This window comes from Actinomadura sp. NPDC048394 (genome assembly GCF_040651755.1).
GTDB lineage: Bacteria > Actinomycetota > Actinomycetes > Streptosporangiales > Streptosporangiaceae > Spirillospora > Spirillospora montaniterrae.
Map to the genome: position 1 here is coordinate 43,863 of NZ_JBEZJL010000035.1, position 20,800 is coordinate 64,662.

The following is a 20,800-nucleotide window of genomic DNA, read 5'->3' on the forward strand; positions in this document are numbered from 1 at the left end:
GCACCCCCATTACCGTCCTGAGCTGCGCTGTCCCTACCATCGTGAGCGCCGTTGCCAACCGCTAGCACTGGGATGGGGCCCTCTTGAACCTGCTGGACGCGGCCGCGGTGTTCGCGGCCGGGGTCGCCGCCGGAGGCATCAACACCGTCGTGGGGTCCGGCTCCCTGATCACTTTCCCGACGCTGGTGGCGCTCGGGTACGTGCCCGTGGTGGCGAACGTGTCCAACAACATCGGCCTCGTCCCCGGCGGCGTCACCGGCGCCTACGGGTACCGCGCCGAGCTGAAGGGGCAGCGCGGCCGGCTGCTGCGGCTCGGCAGCGCGTCGCTGATCGGCGCGGTGATCGGCGCGCTGCTGCTGCTGGGCCTGCCCGCGTCCGCGTTCAAGTTCATCGTCCCGATCCTGATCGTCATCGCGCTCGTGCTGGTCGTGGTGCAGCCGCGGCTCCAGGGCTGGATCCGCAGGCGGCGCGAGGACGGCGGCGGCCACGCGCACGGCGGCCCGTGGCTGTGGATCGGCGTGCTGTTCGCCGGCATGTACGGCGGCTACTTCGGCGCCGCGCAGGGCATCGTGCTGATCGCGCTGCTCGGCATCATGCTGGACGACGACCTCCAGCGGCTGAACGCGAGCAAGAACGTGCTGTCGGCCATCGTCAACGGCACCGCGGCGATCATGTTCATCGCCACCTGGCTGTTCGGCGACACCGGGATCAACTGGTGGGCGGTGCTGCTGATCGCGGCGGGCTCCACCGTCGGCGGCTTCATCGGCGCGAAGGTGGGCCGCCGCATCCCGCCGCTCGTCCTGCGCGGCGTCATCGTCGTCGTCGGCGTCGTGGCGATCGTGAACCTGCTGCGCTAGTTCTCCCAGGGGGCGACCCCCTGGAACCCCCGTCACGACGAACAGGCCGTGCGGGCCCGCTGCGCTCGCTGCACTCGCTCCGCGTGCCCGCCCGTGGCGCGGGCTGGGCTTCAACCGTCCTTGGCTGGGGTCAGGCGGGTGGGGTGGGGTCGTCGGGATGGGCGTCGCTGTTCGGGTACTCGACCAGGGCCAGCACGCGGCTGGCCATGAACCGGGCCGTGCGGACCGGGGTGCCGGTGCGGGTGACCTCGCTGACCTCCACCACGCCGCGCCGGGTCGCGACCTCCACGCGGCGGCCCGCCCGCGCGGCGACCACCTCGTACGTCCGCGTTCCCTCGCCGCCGGCGTCGATCACGATCTCGACCCTGTCGCCCTTCATCGGCGCGAACCTCCGATAGTCGAACGTATATTCGACTTATACCCCGAACAGGGCCTCACGAACCGCCGCGAAGCAGGCGAAAAGCGCTGGTCAGCCCACGGGACGGACCTGCACGACCCCGTCCGTCACGCGCGTCTCGAAGAAGGGCTGCCGGGCGGTCGCCGGGCCGTGCACGACGGACCCGTCGCGGACCCGGAACGTGCTGCCGTGCCACGGGCAGACGATGCAGGTCTCGGCGTTGTCGTCGGTGGTGACGCGGCCCTGGTGGAGCGGCCCGGCGAGGTGGCTGCACCGGTCGGCGAGCACGTTGATCTCGTCGCCCTCGCGCAGCACGAACAGGCTGATGTAGCCGAGCCGGCGGTGCACCGGCCAGCCGTCCGGGAGCTCCTCGGCGGCGCACAGGTCGTGCCAGCCGGTCGCGACGAGGTGGGACGTCTGGTCGGCGTGGCTCGCGCCCGCCGCCTGCCGGAACGCCAGGTGCCCGCCGAGGTAGGCGCCGCCGAGCAGGACGGTCAGCCCCGCGAACCCGAACGCCTTCCCCGCGCCGTCCCGTCCCTGGTAGCGGGCGGCGAGGGACGCCGAGTACAGCATGCTCGCGGTGGCCGTCGCGGACGCGTGCACCAGCCCGACGCGCTGCTGCTCGCGGTGCAGCGCGGACCAGTCGGCGATGCCGGTGAGGACGGTCGGGACGGCCCCGGCGAGCCCGGCCGCGACGAGGGCCTGGGAGGCGCGCGCCGTCCCCGGCATGAGGTCGAGGATCGCCGACGACATCCAGCAGCCGATCGGCACGTCGGTGAGCGGTGTGTGCGCGGGGTGCCCGAACGGGACGCCGTGGAGGGTGTCCTTCAGGGGGCCGGGACGGAGCGTCCTGCGCACGGCGGTGGACAGCACCCGGATGGTGCGGTCGAGGCCGCGCGCGCGCTCAAGGGTCTCCGTCGCGTCCGCCAGCCGCTGCGACGCCTGCGCCCGCGACCCGCGCCGGAAGATGTTGCTCGACCGCCGGTTCATGTCCCTCCCTCGGGTGCGTGCGGGCGGCCCGCCCGAGGCGGCGCCCGGACCCATCGGTTCCGTCCGGCCCAGTGGTTAGAGACGGCCGTAATGGGACGCTCGATTGCGAGGTTAGTCGATCCCCCATGTGACGTTCGAGGCGGCCTGAGCCGCCCGCGGCGAGGGATACCTACCTGGACGCGCCGGGGCTAAACACATCGCGAACGGGCGTGCACGCCCAGCGAGCGCCGGGTCAGGGCCGTACCGGGGTCAGGGTGACGGGGACGCCGTTGAAGACGGCGTTGCCGGACAGCGGGTCGATCTCCTGCTCGTCGGTGACGGCGTTGACGTTCACGCCGGCGTGCTCGCGCGCGACGGCGGTGCGGGTGCCGGGACGGTCGTGCCCCCAGCCGTGCGGGAGGCTGACGACGCCCGCCATGACCGCGTCCGTGGGCTCGGCGACGGCGTCGACGGAACCGGTGCGGGACGAGACCCGGACGGTGTCGCCCGCGCCGACGCCGAGCCGGGCCGCGTCGGCGGTGTTGAGCTGGAGCGTGCAGGTGTTGGAGCCGCGCACCAGCTCGGGGACGTTGTGCAGCCAGCTGTTGTTGGACCGCAGGTGCCGCCGTCCGATCAGCACGAACTCGGCGGGGCGGTGCGTCCGGAGCGCGGTGTGGAGGCGGTCGACGTCGGCGGCGCAGGTGGACGGGCACAGCTCGACGCGGCCGGACGTCGTGCACAGCACCTCGTCGATGCGGGGCTTGAGGGCGCCGAGGTCGAGGCCGTGCGGGTGCTCGGTGCGGAGCCGGGTGAGGGTCAGCCCGGACGGGTCCGCGCCGAAGCCGTCGCCGTAGGGGCCGAGCCGCAGCATCATGTCGAGCCGCTGCTCGGTGAGGGTGCCGGTTTCGGCCAGCATCTTGCGCAGCTCGTCCGCCTCGCGGCCGTGCACGGGCGAGCCGGGTAGCGTCGTCGCCTTCCGCAGCGTCGTCGAGATGATCATCTCGTCGAGCGCGGCGGGGTCGCCGTCCGCGCCGGACGCGGCGAGCGCGAGCCGCGCGAGGATGCCGGACTCGCTCGGCCGCCCGTCCGGCAGCGGGACGACCGGCGGCGAGTAGCGCGCGTAGTCGCGGACGGCGAGCCCGGTCAGCGCGATGTCGTAGTGCGGCGTCTGCGCGGGCCGCGGCGGCGGCAGGATCACGTGCGCGTGCCGGGTCGTCTCGTTCAGGTACGGGTCCACGCTCACCATGAAGTCGAGGCCCGCGAGCGCGCGGTCGAGCCGGGCCGCGTTCGGGGCGGACAGCGCCGGGTTCCCGCCGATGGTGATCAGCGCCCGGATCCGGCCCTCGCCGGGCGTCTCGATCTCGTCGGCCAGGGTCGCGACCGGGAACTCGCCGTTGACCTCCGGCAGGTCCCGGACGCGGCTGCGCCACCGGCCCGTCGTGAACGGCTTCTTGCGCCGGTACACGGGCGCGTGCGCGGGACGCGGGAACATCGCGCCGCCGGGACGGTCGAGGTTGCCGGTCAGCACGTTGAGGACGTCCACGAGCCAGCTGTTGAGCGTCCCGAACGCCTGCGTGCACGTGCCGATGCGCCCGTAGACGGCGGCGCGGTCGGCGGCGGCCAGCTCCCGCGCGGTCCGGCGGATCGTCTCGGCGGGGATACCGGTGACGGGCGCGACGCGCTCGGGCGCGAAGTCGACGGCGAGGGCGCGCATGTCGTCCAGGCCGTTCACCATCCCGTCGAGCCGCACCGTGACGAGGTCCTCGGCGAACAGCGTGTGGACGAGCCCCATCAGCAGGAACGCGTCCGTCCCCGGGCGGATGAACAGGTGCTCGTCGGCGAGCGCCGCCGTCCGCGTGCGGCGCGGGTCGACGACGACGACCTTGCCGCCGCGCTCCCGGATCGCCTTCAGCCGGCCGGGGAAATCGGGCGCCGACGCCAGGCTCCCGTTCGACTCCAGCGGGTTCGCGCCGAGCATCAGCAGATGCCCGGTCCGGTCGAGGTCCGGGACCGGGATGGCGAGCGGGTCGCCGAACATGTGCCCGCAGCTCACGTGCTTCGGCATCTGGTCGGCGGTGCTCGCCGTGTACAGGTTGCGGGTGCCGAGCGCCTTCACGACCGCCGCGCCGTACAGCGGCCCCGCCACCGAATGCGCCGTCGGGTTGCCGATGTAGACGGCCACCGCGTCGCGCCCGTACCGCTCGATGACGCTCGCCAGCTCCCGCCGGACGGTCTCGAACGCCTCGTCCCACCCGGCCGTCCGGTGGGCCTCGCCGTCGCGGACGAGCGCCTCCTTCAGCCGGTCGGGGTCGCCGTCGAGCACCCCGAGCGTCGCGCCCTTCGGGCACAGGAAGCCCTTGCTGAACGGGTCGGCCTTGTCGCCGCGTACGCGCGTCACCGCGCCGCCGTCGTCGAGGGTCAGCTCGAGCCCGCAGAGGGCCTCGCAGAGAGGACAGGTGCGGAAGGCCGTGCGGTCGCCCATGTGCGGACACTCCTCCTGTGAGACCGAACTCCATTCTGGCCTGTTCTCGCGGGGGGCGCCATTTCCAAATTCTGGAGTTACTTTGTTGGTGAGGACTTCCGGCAGCCACAAGGAGCTGCTATGGACGCGTGGGTCGTCTGGTTGCTGATCGCGGCGCTCCTCGGGATCGCCGAGCTGCTGACGCTCACCCTCGCGCTCGGGCTCCTCGCCGTCGCCGCGCTCGCCGCCGGCCTCACCGGCGCCCTCGGCCTCCCCCTCGCCGGGCAGGTCGCCGTCTTCGCCGCCGGCTCCGCCGCGGGCCTCGCCGTCGTCCGGCCCGTCGCGCACCGGCACATCCGGCAGCCGCCCCCGCTGCGCACCGGCGCCGCCGCCCTCGTCGGACGCGAGGCCCTCACCCTCACCGAGGTGTCCCGCGCCGGCGGGCGCGCCCGGATCGGCGGCGAGGAGTGGTCGGCGCGGCCCTACGACCCCGACCTCGTCATCCCGGCGGGCGCCGCCGCCGACGTCCTCGCCATCGAAGGCGCCACCGCCCTGCTGTACCCGGTCCCCGGCGGACCGGGCGAGGAGGCACCATGACCGACATCGCCATCGCCCTGCTCATCGTCCTCGTCGCCGGGCTCGCCGTCGTCGCCACCGCGGTGATGCGGTCGGTGTGGATCGTCCCGCAGGCCCGCGCCCGCAACGTCGAGCGCCTCGGCCGCTACCACCGCACCCTCGAACCCGGCATCAGCTTCGTCCTGCCGTTCGTGGACCGCGTGAAGTCGCTCATCGACCTGCGCGAGCAGGTCGTCTCGTTCAAGGCGCAGCCGGTCATCACCGAGGACAACGTCGTGGTCCACATCGACACCGTGCTGTTCTTCCAGGTCACCGACCCGCGTGCGGCCGACTACGAGATCGTCAACTACATCAAGGCGATCGAGCAGCTCACCGCGACGACGCTCCGCAACGTCATCGGCACCCTCGACCTGGAGGCCACCCTCACCTCCCGCGACCGCATCAACACCGCCCTGCGCGGCGTGCTCGACGACGCGTCCGGCAAATGGGGCATCCGCGTCACCCGCGTGGAGATCAAGGCGATCGAGCCGCCCGCGTCCATCAAGGACGCCATGGAGAAGCAGATGCGCGCCGAGCGCGAGAAGCGCGCCGCGATCCTCACCGCCGAGGGCGCCCGCGCGTCCAAGATCCTCACCGCGGAGGGCGACAAGCAGTCCACGATCCTGCGCGCCGAGGGCGCCAAGCAGGCCGCCGTCCTGGAGGCCGAGGGCCAGGCGAAGGCCATCGAGCGCGTCTTCTCCTCCATCCACGACGCCGACCCCGACCCGAAGCTGCTCGCCTACCAGTACCTGCAGACCCTCCCGAAGCTCGCCGAAGGCCAGGGCAGCACCTTCTGGGTCATCCCCAGCGAGGTGACGAGCGCCCTCCAGGCCGTCACCCAAGCCTTCGGCGGCACCACCCCCAAGCCGGAGCCGTCCGAACCCGACGACGAGCCCGAATCACCCCGCGAGATCGCTTCCAGCGACCCGCTACCGCCCTACCAACTCACCCAGGGCAAGCCCAACGGCCAAGAGACCCCCGCCGATCCGGCCTCCTGAAGGCGCGGTCCCGGCGGGCCGGATGTGGTCGGGGGTGGGGTGGGGGGATTGTCCTGGTCGTGCCATGCTTGGGCGATCAAGACGGGGAGGTCTCCCATGCGCGTTTTCGCCGTGGCAGCCGTGGGCGTGCTGATCGCCGCCGCCGCGTCCGCGTGCGGCGGGTCCGACGGGTCGAAGGCGCGGGGGGCGACGCCGCCCGCGTCGGCGGCGCCGGCCAAGCCGAAGGGGCAGGCGCCGGCGAAGGCGGCGCCGCAGCCGATCGTCATCGCGTTCGGCGGGGACACGCACTTCGAGGGGCAGCTGCGGTCGCGGCTGGCGAACCCGGCGACCGCGCTCGGGCCGGTCGCGTCCACGCTGCGCGCCGCGGACCTCGCCATGGTCAACCTGGAGACGGCGATCACGACGGGCGGCACCCCGGCGCCCGGCAAGGAGTTCACGTTCCGGGCGCCGCCGTCGGCGCTGACCGCGCTGCGCCGCGCCGGGGTGGACGTCGCGTCCATGGCGAACAACCACGGCATGGACTACATGGAGGAGGGCCTGCGCGACTCGCTCGCCGCGATCAAGCGCAGCGGCTTCCCGATCGTCGGCATCGGGCGCGACGCGGACCAGGCGTACAAGGCGTACCGGACGACGGTGAAGGGCAACCGGATCGCGATCATCGGCGCGACGCAGGTGCTGGACGACAACCTGGTCTCGGCGTGGACGGCGACGGGCGCCAAGGGCGGGCTCGCGTCGGCGAAGGACGTGCCGCGGATGGTGCAGGCGGTGAAGGACGCGCGGAAGGGCTCCGACCTCGTCATCGTGCACCTGCACTGGGGGCAGGAGCTGAAGGCGTGCCCGCTGCCGCGGCAGCAGGAGCTCGCGAAGGCGCTCGTCGACGCGGGCGCGGACATCGTCGTCGGCGGGCACGCGCACATCCCGCTCGGCGGCGGGTATCTGCAGGGCCGGTACGTCCATTACGGCATGGGCAATTTCGTGTTCTCGTCGGCGCACGGCGAGACGGCGAAGTCCGGGGTGCTGCTGCTGCGGGTGGAGGGCCGGAAGGTCACCAAGGCGAAGTGGAAGCCGGCGCAGATCACCGGCGGGCTGCCGATCCCGATGGCGGGCGCCGCGGCGGCCGCCGAGGTGAAGCGGTGGAACGGCCTGCGCGCCTGCACGGGGCTGTCGGCGCGTCCCTAGTGGACTCTCCCCCTGTGGGAGACGCCAGGCTGGGGACGTGAGCAACGATCTCCTGCCCATCGGGCGGTTCGCGCGGCTGTGCCGGTTGAGCGTCAAGCAGCTGCGCCACTACGACGACCTGGGCCTTCTCGCCCCCGCGTGGGTCGACCCCTCGTCGGGCTACCGGTACTACCGGCCCGAACAGGCGCGGGACGCGCTGATGATCGGGATGCTGCGGGAGCTGGACGTCCCGCTCCCCGCGGTCGCTCGCGTCCTCGCAGGTCAGGGCGCGGCGGCGCTGCGGGACGCGCGGGACCGGCTGGAGGCGGACGTGGCGCGGCGGCGCCGCGCGCTGCGGCTCCTGGACCGGGTGCTGTCCGATGGGCTGCCGGAGACGGTCGTGTCGGTCGCCGAGGAACCGGCGCGGAGGGTGCGGCTGGTGAGCGAGCCGGCGACCCCGGCGAGCATCGCCGCGGCGACCGGGGCTTGCGTGGCCCGCCTCCTCGGGGCGGCCGAAGGGCCGCCGAGCCTCGTCGGGCTGTTCCCGCTGGACATGGCCGACGAGTTCGAGGTGCGGGTGGCGCTGGAGTCGCCGTCCGGCGAGGACGTCCTGCCCGGCGGCCCGTTCGCGCAGGCGCTGCACACCGGCCCGTACGAGGAGATCGCGCTCACCGTCCACGGCGTGCTGGCCTGGTTCGGCGACCACGGGCACGCGCCCGCGGGCCCGGTCCGGGAGGTCTACCTGAACGATCCGGGCAGCACGCCGCCCGAGCGCCTGGAGACCCGGGTGCTGATCCGACTGGAGGATGTCCGATGAGCTGGTACGAGGCGGCGGAGAAGCCGGAGATCGCGGAGTTCGGCCCGGTGTCCGGGCTGTCGGTCACCGGGCGCGGCGAGCCGGGCGGCGCGGAGTACGGGGCGAGCGTCGGCGCGCTGTACGCGGTGATGGGCGCGCTCGGCGCGCCGATGGTCCCGCTGGAGGGCCGCTGGTGGGTGGAGGACGAGCGCTCCCCGTTCGAGGTGCCGCGCGAGGACTGGCGGTGGCACCTGTTCCTGCGGCTGCCGGACGGGGTCGACGTGATCGAGGGCGCCGTCACGGAGGTCAGGCGGGGGATGCCCGCGGCGGCGCGCGTCCAGCGCGTCACGTTCACCGAGGGGCGGTGCGTGCAGATGCTGCACCGCGGCCCGTACGCGGACGAGCCCGCGAGCCTCGCCGAGATGGACGCGCTGGTCAAGGCGGAGGGCCTTGAGGTGAACGGCCTGCACCACGAGATCTACCTGTCCGACCCGAACGAGCCGGACCAGGCGAAGGCGCGCACGATCCTCCGCCAGCCCGTCCGCTGACGTCCGCCGAGGGGCCTGGACAGAGAATCTCAACGGCGTAGGTTCTCGGGCAAACCCCCTAGAGCGGCAGGGAGCGCCGATGCGGGACCAGCGGGTGAGGTCGGGCGGGATCGAACTGGCCGTACGGGAGCGCGGGGAGGGGAACCGGCCGGCGGTCGTCCTCGTCCACGGGTACCCCGACACCGGCGCGATGTGGGACGACGTCGCCGAGCGGCTCGCCGGCCGGTTCCGCGTGATCACCTACGACGTGCGCGGCGCGGGCGGCTCGTCCGCGCCGTCCGACCCGCTGGACTACGGCCTCGACGCGCTGATGGGCGACCTGGAGGCGGTGCTCGACGGCGTCGGCGCGGACGAGCCCGTCCACCTCGTCGGCCACGACTGGGGGTCGGTGCAGGGCTGGGAGGCGGTCATCGGCGACCGGCTGCGCGGCCGGTTCGCCTCGTTCACCTCGATCTCCGGCCCCGACCGGCGGCACCTCGCCCGCTGGGTGCGGACCGCCGTCCGGTCCGGGCCGCGCGGGGTGCGGGAGGTGCTGGCGCAGGCGCGCCGCAGCGTCTACATGCCGGTGCTCATGGCGCCGCGCGCCGGGGAGCTGGCGGCGCGGCTGCTGCCCGCCGGGTTCGCGCGCGGGCTGCGGCTGCGGGAGGGCGCCGAGCCGCGTCCCGGGCACCCGGCCGAGACGCTCGCGCAGGACGCCCGCAACGGGCTCGGCCTGTACCGGGCGAACATGGGCCGCCGCCGCGGCGCCCCGTCCGAGGGCGACGGGCGCACCGACGTGCCCGTCCAGCTGATCGTCCCGATCAAGGACCGGTACGGGTCGCAGCCGCTGCTGCTGTCGCCGCGCGGCGTCGTCCCGAACCTGTACGTGCGCCGCGCCCCGGCCGGGCACTGGGTGGCGCGCAGCCATCCCGACCTGGTCGCCCGCTGGATCACCGAGTTCGTGGAGCACGTCGAGGGCGGCCCGGAGACGCCCGGCCTCGCGCACGCGCGGGCCGCCGCCGAGCCTGGCAAGGAGTTCGGCGGCGACCTCGTCGTCGTCACGGGCGCGGGCAGCGGGATCGGCCGCGCGACGGCCCGCGCGTTCGCCGCGGCCGGGGCGCGCGTCGTCGTCGCCGACATCGACGAGGGCGGCGCCAAGCGAACCGTGGACGAGATCGGCGCGGCGGGCGGCGAGGCCCACGTCTACCGCGTCGACGTCGCCGACGCGGACGCGATGGAGCAGTTCGCCCAGTACGTCAAGGACACCTGGGGCGTCCCGGACATCGTCGTCAACAACGCAGGAATCGCCCTCGCGGGGTCGCTGCTGGAGACGCCGGAGGAGGACTGGGAGCGCATCCGCTCCATCAACGTCGACGGCATGTACCGCGGGTCCCGGCTGTTCGGGCGGCAGATGGTGGAGCGCGGCGAGGGCGGCCACATCGTCATCGTGTCGTCGCTGGCCGCGTTCACGCCGAGCCCGGAGCTGCCCGCCTACGGCGCGACGAAGGCGGCGGTCCTGCAGCTCGCCGAGTGCTTCCGGCTCGACATGGAGCGCTACGGCATCGGCGTCACCGCGATCTGCCCCGGCGCGGTCGACACCCCGATCACCCGGCAGACCCGGTTCGTCGGGATGGCCCCGGCGGTGGACGCCGAGCTCCGCGAGAAGATGGGCCGCGCGATCGAGCGGCGCGGGTTCCCGCCGGAGAAGGTCGCGCGGGCGATCCTGCGCGCCGTCCGGCAGGACGCGGCGGTCGTCCCGGTCGCCGTCGAGGCGCACGTCGCCCGGACCATCGCCCGCGTCTCGCCCGCCGCGAACCGCGCCCTCGCCCGCCTCGGCCGCCGCGCCGGCGACCGCCTCCTCGCCGGCGTCCAGGACCGCCACGCCGGACCGCGCTAGCCCGGGAAGCGGCGCTTCTTGGCGGTGTCGATCCAGCAGAGCAGCGCGAACGCGACGCCGATCGCGAGCAGCGACACGATCCACCACGCGGGGGACGGCAGCCGCCCGGCGGCGACCAGGAACCGCTTCGGGCCGTCCGGCTCCCAGCCGAACAGCTGGCTGGCGAACGGCACGACGCCCACGTACACCCCGAGCATGAACACGAAGGAGGACAGTCCGTCGTAGGACTTCGGGTCGTTCATACCGCCGAGCCTGCCGGGGCGGGGGCGCGCGGGATACCGACCAAGGTCGATGCCGCGCGTCCGGACGGCTGCCGTCAGGCGGGCGGGGACGAGCGTCGCAGGGTTTCGGTCGGGGTCTCGCCGAAGCGCCGCCGGTAGTGCTCCGCGAACCGGCCCATGTGCAGGTAGCCGGCGGCCGTGGCGGCGTCCGAGACCGTCCGCCGGCCGGGCCCGGACGACCGGAGCGCGGCGCGGGCGCGGTCGAGGCGCACGCCGCGCAGCAGTTGCGTCGGGGTGAGCCCCCACTGGGCGCGGCAGATCGCCTGGAGCTGCCGGACGCCGATCCCGGCCGCCGCCGCGATGTCGGACGCGCCGATCGGCCGGTCGTGGTGCGCCTCCACCCATTCCCGGATGAATCCGGCGAGATGGTGCGGGGCGCGCCGCGGCGGCTCCGCCAGCTCCGGCGTCGCGGTGTGCGGCAGGCCGAGCAGGATCGAGGTGAGCAGCGACTCCTCCAGGCTGCGCGCCGCGAGCGGATGCAGGCCCGCCGCCGCGGTGTCGTCGAGGACGCCGCACACGTGCCGCCACGTCCGCTCGACGATGGACGCGGGGGCGAGGGCCGGGCCGTCCACGCTGTGGAAGCGCAGCGGCGGGTCGTGGTCGTGGCCGAGGAGGCCGCCGAGGTGGTCGGCGAGCCGGCCGGTGCTCGTCGCGATCACCAGGCAGCCGTGCCGGGGGTCCGGGGTCAGCCGCATCGCCTCGTCGTGCGAGACGACGAGGGTGCCGGCCGCGGTGGCGCGGCGGCCCGACCGGCGGTACTCCACGCCCATCGGTGCGATCGGCGCGCACAGCGCGAACGCGCCCTCGGTCGGCGGGGTGTCGACGATGACGCCGGCGCCGCCGTAGCGGACCCAGACGAGCTTGACCGCGCCGACGCCGAGCGCGTTGACCCGGCCGTCCAGCGGGCTGCCGGGCTCGCGGGCCTGGAGGTCGTGGCCGACGGCGTACGGTTCGACGGTCCGGTGCAGGACGTCGAGGTCGCCGCTCGCGACCCGCTGGTACGCCGACAGCGGCGGCTCGTCTCCCGGAGGCGCGTCCGCCGGGGGCGGCGGCCCGGCGGCGGCGGTCACGGCGAGCCGCCCGGTGCGGCGGCCAGCGGCAGGACGCCGCGTGCGCGCAGCCGCGGCATGACCTCGGCGGCGAAGTAGCCCAGCTCGCCGGCGTAGTCGAGGAACGACAGCGCGATCCCGTCGAAGCCCGCGCGGGCGAACTCGGCGATCCCGTCGGCGACGTCGTCGGGGTCGCCGACCAGCGGGCAGCTGCCGTGCCCGGCGGCGAACCGGTCCCGGTAGATCTGCAGCATCTCCGGGGTGAACGACTGGGCGTGCAGGCCCTGCAGACGCATCACCTCATCCACCGCGGGCCAGTCGGCGTACTCATCGGCGTAGTAGTGCAACTGGTCCTCCGCTTCGGCGCGGGTGGGGCGGCACACGACGTGCCCGAGGGTGAAGACTCCGACGCTCCGGCCGTACGAGGCGGCCTCCTTGCGGATGGCGGCGACGACCTCCGCACCGTCCTCCGGGCCCGCGACGACCGTGAACGCGCGGTCGGCGTTGCGGGCGGCGAACGACCGGCCCTGCCGCGACGACCCGGCGTTGATCACCGGCAGGCTCCGCCCGTTGTACGGCTTCGGCGAGCCGACGACGCGCCGGAGGTGGAAGTACGGGCCGTCGTGGTCGAACGGCTCGGTGCTCGACCAGATGCGCCGGACGACGTCCCACCATTCCTGCGCGTAGGCGTACCGGGTGTCGTGGTCGTCGGGGAGCGTGAGGCCGAACATCTCGTACTCGGGGGCGTGCCAGCCGGCGACGATGTTCAGCCCGACGCGTCCGCGGCTGAGGTGGTCGGCGGTCGCGAGCTGCTTGGCGGCGACGATCGGGTGGTGGAACGCGGTGTGGACGGTGGTGAAGACGCGCAGGCGCGTCGTGGCGGCGAGCAGGCCGGACGCCCACACCAGCGGGTCGAGGACGCTCTGGTGGAAGTCGGTGCCGGAGCCCCAGTCGGTCCAGCGGGCGACGGGGAGCAGGAAGTCGATCCCGGTCTCGTCGGCGAGGCGGGCGAGGCGCAGATTGTTGTCCCACGTGGCCCGCCACCTTTCCGGAACCGTGGTTATCGCCAGTCCCGATTCGGTGTTGGGGGAGAACAAGCCAAGCTGGAATCCCATCGAGATTCACCTTCGTCCGGCCTCGTCCGCGTGCATCCGACTTCGCCCAGTATCGGAAGGGTGTCGGGTGCGGGCAATGGCCGCCGGCGTTCATATCGGGATGACCCCGAGGGTGAGCCGGTCGAATGGTCCGGGCGGTCCGTTCCCCTCGGCGTGCCGGCCTTCGGGGGTCGCGTAGACGACGATCCGCGCCGTCTCGCCGGAGCATCCGCGGCACCGGTGGGCGAGGGCCTGGACGACGTCGGTGAGGTGGGTGCCGCAGGAGTCGCCGGCGCGGCCTGCGGTGTCGCGCGCGCGGGCCGCGGTGTCGCGGGAGGCGGCGCGGGGCGCGGTTTCGCGGCCACGGGAGGCGGGGGCGCGGGAGGCCCGGCCGGGCGGCGGGCCGCCGGTCTCCAGGCGGACCTGGAAGCAGGACGGGCGGCGGCAGCCGGGCATCGAGCAGACGTGCTGGTCGCCGAGCGGGGAGCGGGCGGGATCGCTGGGCATCGAAGGGCCTTCCGGCGCGGTCGCGAGCGGGTGATGGCGGGTCCCAGGTCACGTATGTCGCGTTCTTCCGGAAAATCGAGGGCCATTGATCGGGGCTGGTGAACCTTCTGTCTTCCGTGGGAGGAGAAACGCGAGAACGTGCGGAACCAACTATGCCCCGGGCCGCCCTTCGTACGCAACGCTAACCGGATAGGCAGCTTCGCATTCCGGCCAGCCACGCTCCCCTATTTACGGCATTTCTCTGGATTGTTGTAATCTGTCCGGAAATAGCGGGAAACCAGGGCGGAGAGCAGTGCCGCCCCGACCATGAACAGCCAGCCGTGCCGGAAGCCCGCCACCGACGGCCGCGCCGCGTCCCCCAACAGCACCGCCAGCACCGCGATGCCGAGCGCCGAGCTGATCTGCCGCGCCATCATCAGCACCGCCGACCCCAGCGACAGCCGGTCCGCCGGCAGCGACGCCGCCGACCCGAACAGCGGCGGCTGCAGCAGCGCCGTGCTCACCCCGACCAGCAGCGCGCCCGGCACGAACATCACCAGGTAGGACGGCTCCGGCGAGGCGAGTACCGCCCACCAGCCGCAGCCCGCCGCGAGCGCCAGCCCGCCCAGCACCGCCGACGCCCGGCCTCCGATGCGCCCGACGATCCGTCCGGAGAACGGCGACATCACCATGCACGACAGCGGGATCGGCGCGATCCCCACGCCCGCCCGGACGATCGGGTAGTGCCACACCCCCGTGAAGAACAGCGTCGCCGCCACCAGCGTCGCCGCGAACACCAGGTAGTAGAGGAAGACCCCGGACACCGCGACCGCGAACGGCCGGTGCCGGAACAGGTCCGGGCCGATCACCGGGTTCGGGTGCCGCCGCATGTGCGCGACCGCCAGCGTCCCGAGCACGGCCGCCGCGACCGCGCACGCCGCCGTCCGCGCCGAGCCGTAGCCCCAGCCCGACGCCTGGACGAGCAGCGCGGTCAGCGCCGTCGCCGCGCCCAGCACCAGCGCCGACCCCAGCAGGTCGAGCCGCTGCCGCGCCTTGCGCGGCGTGTCCGGCAGCAGCCGCCGGCCGGCCAGGATCGCCGCCGCCGTCACCGGCACGTTGATCAGGAAGATCCAGCGCCAGCCCGCCATCAGCAGCAGCCCGCCGAGCACCGGCCCGCAGCCGCCGCCGAACGCCGCCACCGCCGTCCAGATCCCCATGACGGTCGGGTGCTCGCGCTTGGGGAACGCGGGCAGCGCCAGCCCGAGCGACGTCGGGACGAGCACCGCCCCCGCCGCCGCCTGGACGACCCGCGCCGCGACCAGCGCCGGCAGGGTCGGCGCCACCGCGCACGCCACCGACGCCGCCCCGAACAGCGCCATCCCGGCGAGGAAGCTCTTCTTGCGGCTCGTGTCGTCGGCGAGCCGCCCCGCCGGGACGAGCAGCGCCGCGAGCACGATGGTGTAGGCGTTCAGCACCCACGACACCTGCGGCAGCGGCGCGCCGTCGAACGTGCGCCGCAGCGCCGGGAACGCGACGCTCACCGCGAACAGGTCGAGGATCGCCAGGAACTGCGCCGCTGACGCGACGGCGAGCACAAGCCACCGCCGCGCGTCCGGGGCCTGCGTGCCCTCCGAGGCCTGCCTGTCGGCCGGGGCCTGCGTGCCGGCCGGGTGCGGTGCCCGCCGGGTCTTCGTCCGTGCGTTCATGCCGTCAATGATCGAAAGCGGCCGGGCCCGCCACGAGTGGCAGGATTGACAGCGTTCGATAGATTACTGACATGACGCGGACTCTGGCGATCCTGGTCGTCCCGGGCGCACCGGTCTTCGAGGTCGCCATCCCCTGCCAGCTGTTCGGCTCGCCGCCGCCGTCCCACAGCGGCCCCTGGTACGACGTCCGGCTCTGCTCCGAAGGCCCGTCCCCGCTGCGCGGCTCGTCCGGGCAGGACGACCTGCCCGGCGCGTTCCAGGTCGCCGCCCCGCACGGCCTGGACGTCCTGGACATCGCCGACACGGTCGTCGTCCCGGCCGCCGGGAACGTGCTGACCGATCCGTCGCCGCAGGTCATCGAGGCCGTCCGGGCCGCGCACGCGCGCGGCGCCCGGATCGTGTCGCTGTGCTCCGGCGCGTTCGTCCTCGCCGCCGCCGGCCTCCTCGACGGCCGCCGTACCGCGCTGCACTGGAAGCACGCGCCCGTCCTGCGCGAGCGGTTCCCGTCCGTGGAAGCGGACACGTCCGTCCTCTACATCGACGACGGCGACCTGCTCACCGGCGCCGGCAACAGCGCCGGCATCGACCTGTGCCTGCACGTCATCCGGCAGGACCTCGGCGCGGACGTCGCCAACGCCGTCGCCCGCCAGATGGTCGTCCCGCCGCACCGCACCGGCGGGCAGGCCCAGTACGTCGAGACCCCGCTGCCGCCGTCCGGCCGCGCGGACGGCCTCGGCCCCGTCCTGCAGTGGGCGCTGGCGCGGCTCGACCGCCCCCTCACCACCGCCGACCTCGCGGCCCGCGCCGGGCTGACCGGGCGCACCCTCATCCGCCGCTTCCACGCCGAAACGGGGACGACCCCGTTGCAATGGCTCCTCGCCCAGCGCGTCATCCGCGCCCGCGAACTCCTTGAGGGGACCGACCTTTCCATTGACCTCGTCGCCGAGAAATGCGGCCTCGGTACGGCGCCGAACCTCCGCACCCACTTCGCCCGCGAACTCGGCGTCACCCCGAGCGAATACCGGCGCGCCCACCGCCGCGTTCCGGCCGGCTGACCGCCGAATCCGGTCGGCACCGTTTATCGTGGCCTCCATGGCCACATGGGACGACACGCAGGCCCCGAAACGCCTCGCCGCCCAATACTTCGCCGAGCGCTCGTGAACCTCGGCCTGCTGACGTTCAACACGCTTTTCCGCGGCGACTCGCGCGCCCGGATCAGAGCGCTCGCCGCGATCCTCGAGGACTCGCCGTACGACGTGGTGTGCCTGCAGGAAGTCGTCTCCCCGCTCAATCTCGCGGTGCTCCGCAGGGCGACGCCGTCGTACCCGTACGTCGCGCACGGGCCGTCCGTGCCGCTCGTTCGCGGCGGGCTCGTCACGCTTTCCCGGCGGCCGATCGTCCGCCGCCATTTCCACCCGTACCGGTTCACGGGCCGCCCCCGCCTTGAAGGACTCCTGCGCAAAGGCGTCCTGCTGACCCGCGTGCGATCCGGGAACGAGCACATCACGGTCGCCAACACGCACCTGACGGCGAATATGGACAACGACTGGGACCTCGCGAACCCCTACACCCGCATCGAGGCGAACGAACTCGCGCAACTGGCGGAATTCCTCGCGCACCCGCGCCTGACGGACCCCCTGATCGTCGCCGGCGACTTCAACGTCCCCCGCAGGTCGCCCCTCCTCCGCGACTTCCGCGCCGCCACCGGCCTCGCGGACGTCCTGAACGGCGACCCCGCGACGACGTTCCGTCCCACGCCGGAACTCAGCCTCGAACCCATCGACCAGATCCTGGCCACCCCGCCGCTGGCGGCGACCACGGCCGTGGTCTTCAAGGACGAGATCCGCCTTCCCGACGGCCGCGCGTGCCACCTGTCCGACCACTACGGCCTGGCCGCCGCCTTCACCGCGTAGAGCTGGCCTGGGGCGGGACGGCGGGGTTGGTGGCGGGGCCCACATTCCGGGCCGGGAGTTGCTCAGCCGCGGCCATAAACACGACGCAAGTGATCCCTTACAGTGGGTGGGTCTTAGCGGAACGCCGCCGTTTCGCCTGTTCCGTCCCCACCCCGGAGGCCGTGATGAGACGCTCCCCCCTCCGCGCCGCGGCGACGCTCGCCGTCGCAGGCGCGCTCGCCGCGACCGGCCTGGCCGCGCCCGCGTCGGCGGACACCGTGCCGGGCTCGGTCCCGCCCGACAAGGACCCCTTCTACAAGGCGCCGGCGAACATCGGCAGTTACGCGCCGGGCGCGATCGTCGCGTCCCGCGCCTTCACGCCCAAGGCCGGGAACGTGGCCGACACGGCGAACGCCTGGCAGGTCTCGTACCGCACCAACGACTCGCACGGGACGCCGGAACTCGCGGTCACGTCCGTGCTGGTGCCGAAGGCGGCCTGGACCGGGTCCGGCGCGCGGCCGGTCGTGTCGGTGCAGGCCGCCGAGGACTCCACCGGCTCGCAGTGCGCCCCGTCCTACGGCCTCGCCTCCGGCGACCTGTTCGCCTCGTCCGCCGCGATCTACGCCGGGCCGATGCTGAGCAAGGGCTGGGCCGTCGCCATGCCCGACTTCGAGGGCCCGAAGTCGGTGTTCATGGCGGGCGTCCAGGCCGGGCACGCCGTCCTCGACGGGATCCGCGCCGTGCGGCGGTTCACGGACGCGGGCCTCCCCGCGACGGCGCCGTGGGCGCTCGCCGGCTACTCCGGCGGCGCCCAGGCCACCGGCTGGGCCGCGGAGCTCCAGCCGTCCTACGCGCCCGAGGTGAAGCTCGCCGGGGCGTCGATGGGCGGCATCCCCGCCGACCCGGAGGCCGTCGCGCGGTCGCTGGACGGCGGCGTCTTCTCCGGCTTCGAGGCCGCCGCCGCGGTCAGCCTCGGCACCGAGTACCCGGAGATGGACATCGGCTCGCTGATGAACGACAAGGGCAAGCAGGCGATGGCGGACGCCTCCGGCAAGTGCCTGACGGACCTGCTCACGTCGTTCGCGTTCAAGAAGCTCGCCGGCTACAGCACCGTCCCGGACCCGCTGGCCGTGCCGCGCGTCCGGGCCGTCCTGAAGGCCAACACCCTCGGGTCCGCCGCGCCCGCCGTGCCGGTGTTCGACTACCACGCGAACACCGACGAGATCGTCCCGGTCGCGCAGGACGACGCGATGGTGAAGGCGTGGTGCTCGCGCGGCGCCACCGTCCACGTCGTCCGCGACGCGATCGGCGAGCACGCCCTGGAGATGGTCGTGCGGCAGAACGACGCGGTGAACTTCCTGAACGACCGGTTCGCCGGCAAGGCGCCCGTCAACGACTGCTGATCGGACGCGCGGTGAGGGCGGGCCTCCCGAGGCGCGCACCAGGGCGGCGGCCCGCCCTCACCAGAGCAGCAGGACGAGGGCGGCGGCGATCGCGACGATCAGCACGCCGCCCGCGGCCAGCGGCCCCTCCGTCCGCGCGGCCGGGGACGGCCGCCGGCCGTCGATCGCGGCGGCGGCGGCCCGGTAGCGCACCGCGGCGTAGCCCATGCCCGCCACGCCCGTGGCGATGAGGACGATCCCGGCGGCGACGGTCCGCGCGCCGCCGTCCTCGATGATCTTCGCGACGGCGAGGCCGAGCACCATCACCCCCGCCGCCGTCCGCATCCAGGCGAGGAACGTGCGCTCGTTGGCGAGGTGGTCGCGGGCGAGGTCGGGGTCGCCGCCGTCCTGCGCGGCGGGTTCCTGCATGGCGGGTCCTCCCGGAGCGAGGCGTGCGGCTTCGAGCCTGTATTCCCGGGTATTCGCAGGTCATGAGCCTGTGGGGGAAACGGGACGACATGCTGGTGCACGAGCGGGACCCGTTCAACGCCGAGCCGCCCCGCGCCGCGCTGGCCGGCCGCCGGACGACCCCGCCCGACACCTTCTACAGCCGCAACCACGGTCCCGTCCCCGACCTCGACCCGGCCGCCTGGCGGCTGACGGTGGACGGCCTCGTCGAGCACCCTCTCGACCTGTCGCCGGCGGACCTGCGCGAACGGTTCGACGAGCACGAGGTCGCGGCCACGCTGCAATGCGCGGGGAACCGCCGCGCCGGGCTGGCCGAGGTCCGCGCCATCCCCGGCGAGGACCCGTGGGGGCCGGGCGCCACGTCCACCGCGCTCTGGACGGGGGTCCGCCTCGCCGACGTCCTCGCCGCGGCCGGGCTGCGCCCCGAGGCCGCGCACATCGAGTTCGCCGCGCCCGACGTCTCCCGGCTCGCCGACCCGCCGCAGCCCTACGGCGGATCCATCACCGTGGACAAGGCCCTCCGTCCCGAGGTCCTGCTCGCGTGGGCGATGGACGGGCGGCCGCTGCCGCGCGTGCACGGCGCGCCGCTGCGCGCGGTCGTCCCCGGCTGGATCGGCGCCCGCAGCGTCAAATGGCTCACCCGGGTCAGCGCGCGCGCCGACCCGTCCGACAACTACTTCCAGGCCACCGCGTACCGCGTCCTGCCGCCCGACGCGGACCCGGCGCAGGCCGGGCCGGACGACGGCATCCCGCTGGGCCCGATCGTGGTGAACTGCGCCATTTTGCGCCCGGACGACGGCGCCCGCGTCCCGTCCGGCCCCACCGAGATCACCGGCTACGCGCTGGCGGGCGGGGACCGCACCGTCGCCCGGGTCGACGTCTCGGCGGACGGCGGCCGGTCCTGGACGCAGGCGGTCCTCGACGACGGCGACTCCCCGTGGACGTGGCGGCACTGGCGCACCACCCTCGACCTGCCCGCGGGCGAGGCCGAGATCACCGCGCGCGCGTGGGACTCCGCGGGCGCCGTGCAGCCCGAATCGCCCGTCCACCTGTGGAATCCCAAGGGCTACGCGAACACGTCCTGGGCGCGCATTCGCCTCACCTGCACCTGAGTGAACATCCGGCCGCCGGTCACTATTCTCAATGGTCCGGCGTCGGCGCTCAGGAGGGGAATCCGATGAACAGCGTCCGGAATTCGATCGGCCGGGCATTCGACGAGGTATGGCGGCGGACCAGCGACCGTCTCGGCGGCCTCACCGACGCCGAGTACCTCTGGGAGCCCGTCCCGGACGGCTGGACGCTGCGCCCCGACGCCGCGGGCCGCTGGCTCATCGACGGCGAGGGCGGCGGCGGCCCGGCCCCCGACCCGGTGCCGGTCGCGACCCTCGCCTGGCGCATCGGCCATGTCGGCCTCATGTTCACCGACTTCGGGATCCGGCTTTTCCAGGGCCGCAACATCACGCTGGACGACGTCGAATTCTCCGGAACGGCCGCGGGCGGGATCGGTTTCCTGGAGTCGGCCTTTCGCGTCCATTGGCGCGAGCCGTTCGCCGCGATGCCCGAGGAACGGCTGTGGGAACCGTCCGGCCCGGCCTTCTTCGGCTACGCCGACCACCCGGTGATCGACACCGCCCTGCACGTGCTGGACGAGTTCACCCACCACTCCGCCGAACTCGGCGTCCTCCGCGACCTCTACCCGCACCGCGCCTGAACGCCCCGCCGGTCAGGTGCGAGGACCCTATTGACACATGATCTTTTATCCCGTTG

At 73.9% G+C, this 20,800-nt stretch carries 21 protein-coding genes; 12 read left to right on the plus strand and 9 right to left on the minus strand.

Annotated elements, in window-relative coordinates; genetic code table 11:
* Positions 1-83: 83 nt before the first annotated feature.
* Entirely contained in the window at positions 84-857 is a 774-nt protein-coding gene (locus AB0C78_RS25510; protein WP_360752125.1) for a sulfite exporter TauE/SafE family protein, read from the plus strand.
* Between the two features lie 130 nt (positions 858-987).
* Here the strand turns inward: AB0C78_RS25510 and AB0C78_RS25515 are convergent, their stop codons facing one another.
* The 3 genes from AB0C78_RS25515 to AB0C78_RS25525 form a co-directional block, all read right to left on the minus strand.
* Positions 988-1,236 (minus strand): hypothetical protein, encoded by a 249-nt coding sequence (locus tag AB0C78_RS25515; protein WP_360752128.1) that lies wholly within the window; start codon positions 1,234-1,236, stop codon positions 988-990.
* Between the two features lie 90 nt (positions 1,237-1,326).
* A complete protein-coding gene (locus AB0C78_RS25520) occupies positions 1,327-2,244 on the minus strand; it encodes a Rieske (2Fe-2S) protein (protein WP_151543467.1) in 918 nt (305 codons plus the stop codon).
* A gap of 232 nt (positions 2,245-2,476) precedes the next feature.
* Positions 2,477-4,705 carry a molybdopterin-dependent oxidoreductase gene (locus AB0C78_RS25525; RefSeq protein WP_360752131.1) on the minus strand — a complete coding sequence of 743 codons (2,229 nt, stop codon included), beginning with the start codon at positions 4,703-4,705 and terminating at the stop codon, positions 2,477-2,479.
* Positions 4,706-4,825: 120 nt separating this feature from the next.
* Between AB0C78_RS25525 and AB0C78_RS25530 the strand changes: the two genes are divergently transcribed.
* The 6 genes from AB0C78_RS25530 to AB0C78_RS25555 all read left to right on the plus strand — a co-directional run bounded on the left by AB0C78_RS25530 (position 4,826) and on the right by AB0C78_RS25555 (position 10,675).
* Positions 4,826-5,281, plus strand: a complete 456-nt coding sequence (locus tag AB0C78_RS25530; protein WP_360752133.1) for an NfeD family protein — start codon at positions 4,826-4,828, stop codon at positions 5,279-5,281.
* Positions 5,278-6,297, plus strand: a complete 1,020-nt coding sequence (locus tag AB0C78_RS25535) for an SPFH domain-containing protein (protein WP_360752136.1) — start codon at positions 5,278-5,280, stop codon at positions 6,295-6,297. The genes AB0C78_RS25530 and AB0C78_RS25535 overlap by 4 nt, the downstream gene beginning before the upstream one ends.
* A 96-nt stretch (positions 6,298-6,393) precedes the next feature.
* Positions 6,394-7,476 carry a CapA family protein gene (locus AB0C78_RS25540; RefSeq protein ID WP_360752138.1) on the plus strand — a complete coding sequence of 361 codons (1,083 nt, stop codon included), beginning with the start codon at positions 6,394-6,396 and terminating at the stop codon, positions 7,474-7,476.
* A 37-nt stretch (positions 7,477-7,513) separates the two neighbouring features.
* Positions 7,514-8,272 carry a MerR family transcriptional regulator gene (locus AB0C78_RS25545; RefSeq protein ID WP_360752140.1) on the plus strand — a complete coding sequence of 253 codons (759 nt, stop codon included), beginning with the start codon at positions 7,514-7,516 and terminating at the stop codon, positions 8,270-8,272.
* Positions 8,269-8,799, plus strand: coding sequence for a GyrI-like domain-containing protein (locus tag AB0C78_RS25550; RefSeq protein WP_360752143.1), 531 nt, complete (start codon positions 8,269-8,271; stop codon positions 8,797-8,799). The genes AB0C78_RS25545 and AB0C78_RS25550 overlap by 4 nt, the downstream gene beginning before the upstream one ends.
* A 79-nt stretch (positions 8,800-8,878) precedes the next feature.
* Complete coding sequence (locus AB0C78_RS25555) at positions 8,879-10,675, plus strand: SDR family oxidoreductase (RefSeq protein ID WP_360752146.1); 1,797 nt, start codon at positions 8,879-8,881, stop codon at positions 10,673-10,675.
* Here the strand turns inward: AB0C78_RS25555 and AB0C78_RS25560 are convergent.
* The 5 genes from AB0C78_RS25560 to AB0C78_RS25580 form a co-directional block, all read right to left on the minus strand.
* Positions 10,672-10,917, minus strand: coding sequence for a hypothetical protein (locus AB0C78_RS25560; protein ID WP_360752149.1), 246 nt, complete (start codon positions 10,915-10,917; stop codon positions 10,672-10,674). The two genes, AB0C78_RS25555 and AB0C78_RS25560, sit on opposite strands and share 4 nt — an antisense overlap.
* Before the next feature lie 74 nt (positions 10,918-10,991).
* Positions 10,992-12,026, minus strand: coding sequence for a helix-turn-helix transcriptional regulator (locus AB0C78_RS25565; RefSeq protein ID WP_360752151.1), 1,035 nt, complete (start codon positions 12,024-12,026; stop codon positions 10,992-10,994).
* Positions 12,023-13,120: an LLM class flavin-dependent oxidoreductase gene (locus tag AB0C78_RS25570; RefSeq protein WP_360752154.1), complete on the minus strand. Its 1,098-nt coding sequence runs from the start codon at positions 13,118-13,120 to the stop codon at positions 12,023-12,025. The genes AB0C78_RS25565 and AB0C78_RS25570 overlap by 4 nt, the downstream gene beginning before the upstream one ends.
* A gap of 90 nt (positions 13,121-13,210) precedes the next feature.
* Positions 13,211-13,606, minus strand: coding sequence for a hypothetical protein (locus AB0C78_RS25575; protein ID WP_360752156.1), 396 nt, complete (start codon positions 13,604-13,606; stop codon positions 13,211-13,213).
* A gap of 224 nt (positions 13,607-13,830) precedes the next feature.
* Positions 13,831-15,291, minus strand: a complete 1,461-nt coding sequence (locus tag AB0C78_RS25580) for an MFS transporter (protein ID WP_360752159.1) — start codon at positions 15,289-15,291, stop codon at positions 13,831-13,833.
* A 71-nt stretch (positions 15,292-15,362) separates the two neighbouring features.
* Between AB0C78_RS25580 and AB0C78_RS25585 the strand changes: the two genes are divergently transcribed.
* The 3 genes from AB0C78_RS25585 to AB0C78_RS25595 all read left to right on the plus strand — a co-directional run bounded on the left by AB0C78_RS25585 (position 15,363) and on the right by AB0C78_RS25595 (position 18,586).
* Positions 15,363-16,346 (plus strand): helix-turn-helix domain-containing protein, encoded by a 984-nt coding sequence (locus AB0C78_RS25585; protein WP_360752162.1) that lies wholly within the window; start codon positions 15,363-15,365, stop codon positions 16,344-16,346.
* A gap of 102 nt (positions 16,347-16,448) precedes the next feature.
* The gene (locus AB0C78_RS25590) at positions 16,449-17,204 is read left to right on the plus strand and encodes an endonuclease/exonuclease/phosphatase family protein (RefSeq protein WP_360752165.1); all 756 of its coding nucleotides are present in this window, start codon (positions 16,449-16,451) and stop codon (positions 17,202-17,204) included.
* Between the two features lie 164 nt (positions 17,205-17,368).
* Positions 17,369-18,586 carry a lipase family protein gene (locus AB0C78_RS25595; protein ID WP_360752168.1) on the plus strand — a complete coding sequence of 406 codons (1,218 nt, stop codon included), beginning with the start codon at positions 17,369-17,371 and terminating at the stop codon, positions 18,584-18,586.
* A gap of 57 nt (positions 18,587-18,643) precedes the next feature.
* On the opposite strand, the gene AB0C78_RS25600 is transcribed toward AB0C78_RS25595, so the two are convergent.
* Positions 18,644-18,994: a DUF202 domain-containing protein gene (locus AB0C78_RS25600; RefSeq protein ID WP_360752169.1), complete on the minus strand. Its 351-nt coding sequence runs from the start codon at positions 18,992-18,994 to the stop codon at positions 18,644-18,646.
* A 62-nt stretch (positions 18,995-19,056) separates the two neighbouring features.
* On the opposite strand from AB0C78_RS25600, the gene AB0C78_RS25605 reads away from it, so the two are divergent.
* Positions 19,057-20,145, plus strand: a complete 1,089-nt coding sequence (locus AB0C78_RS25605) for a sulfite oxidase (protein WP_360752172.1) — start codon at positions 19,057-19,059, stop codon at positions 20,143-20,145.
* Positions 20,146-20,210: 65 nt separating this feature from the next.
* On the plus strand, positions 20,211-20,744 hold the full coding sequence (locus AB0C78_RS25610; protein WP_360752174.1) for a DinB family protein: 534 nt from the start codon (positions 20,211-20,213) through the stop codon (positions 20,742-20,744).
* Positions 20,745-20,800 lie beyond the last annotated feature (56 nt).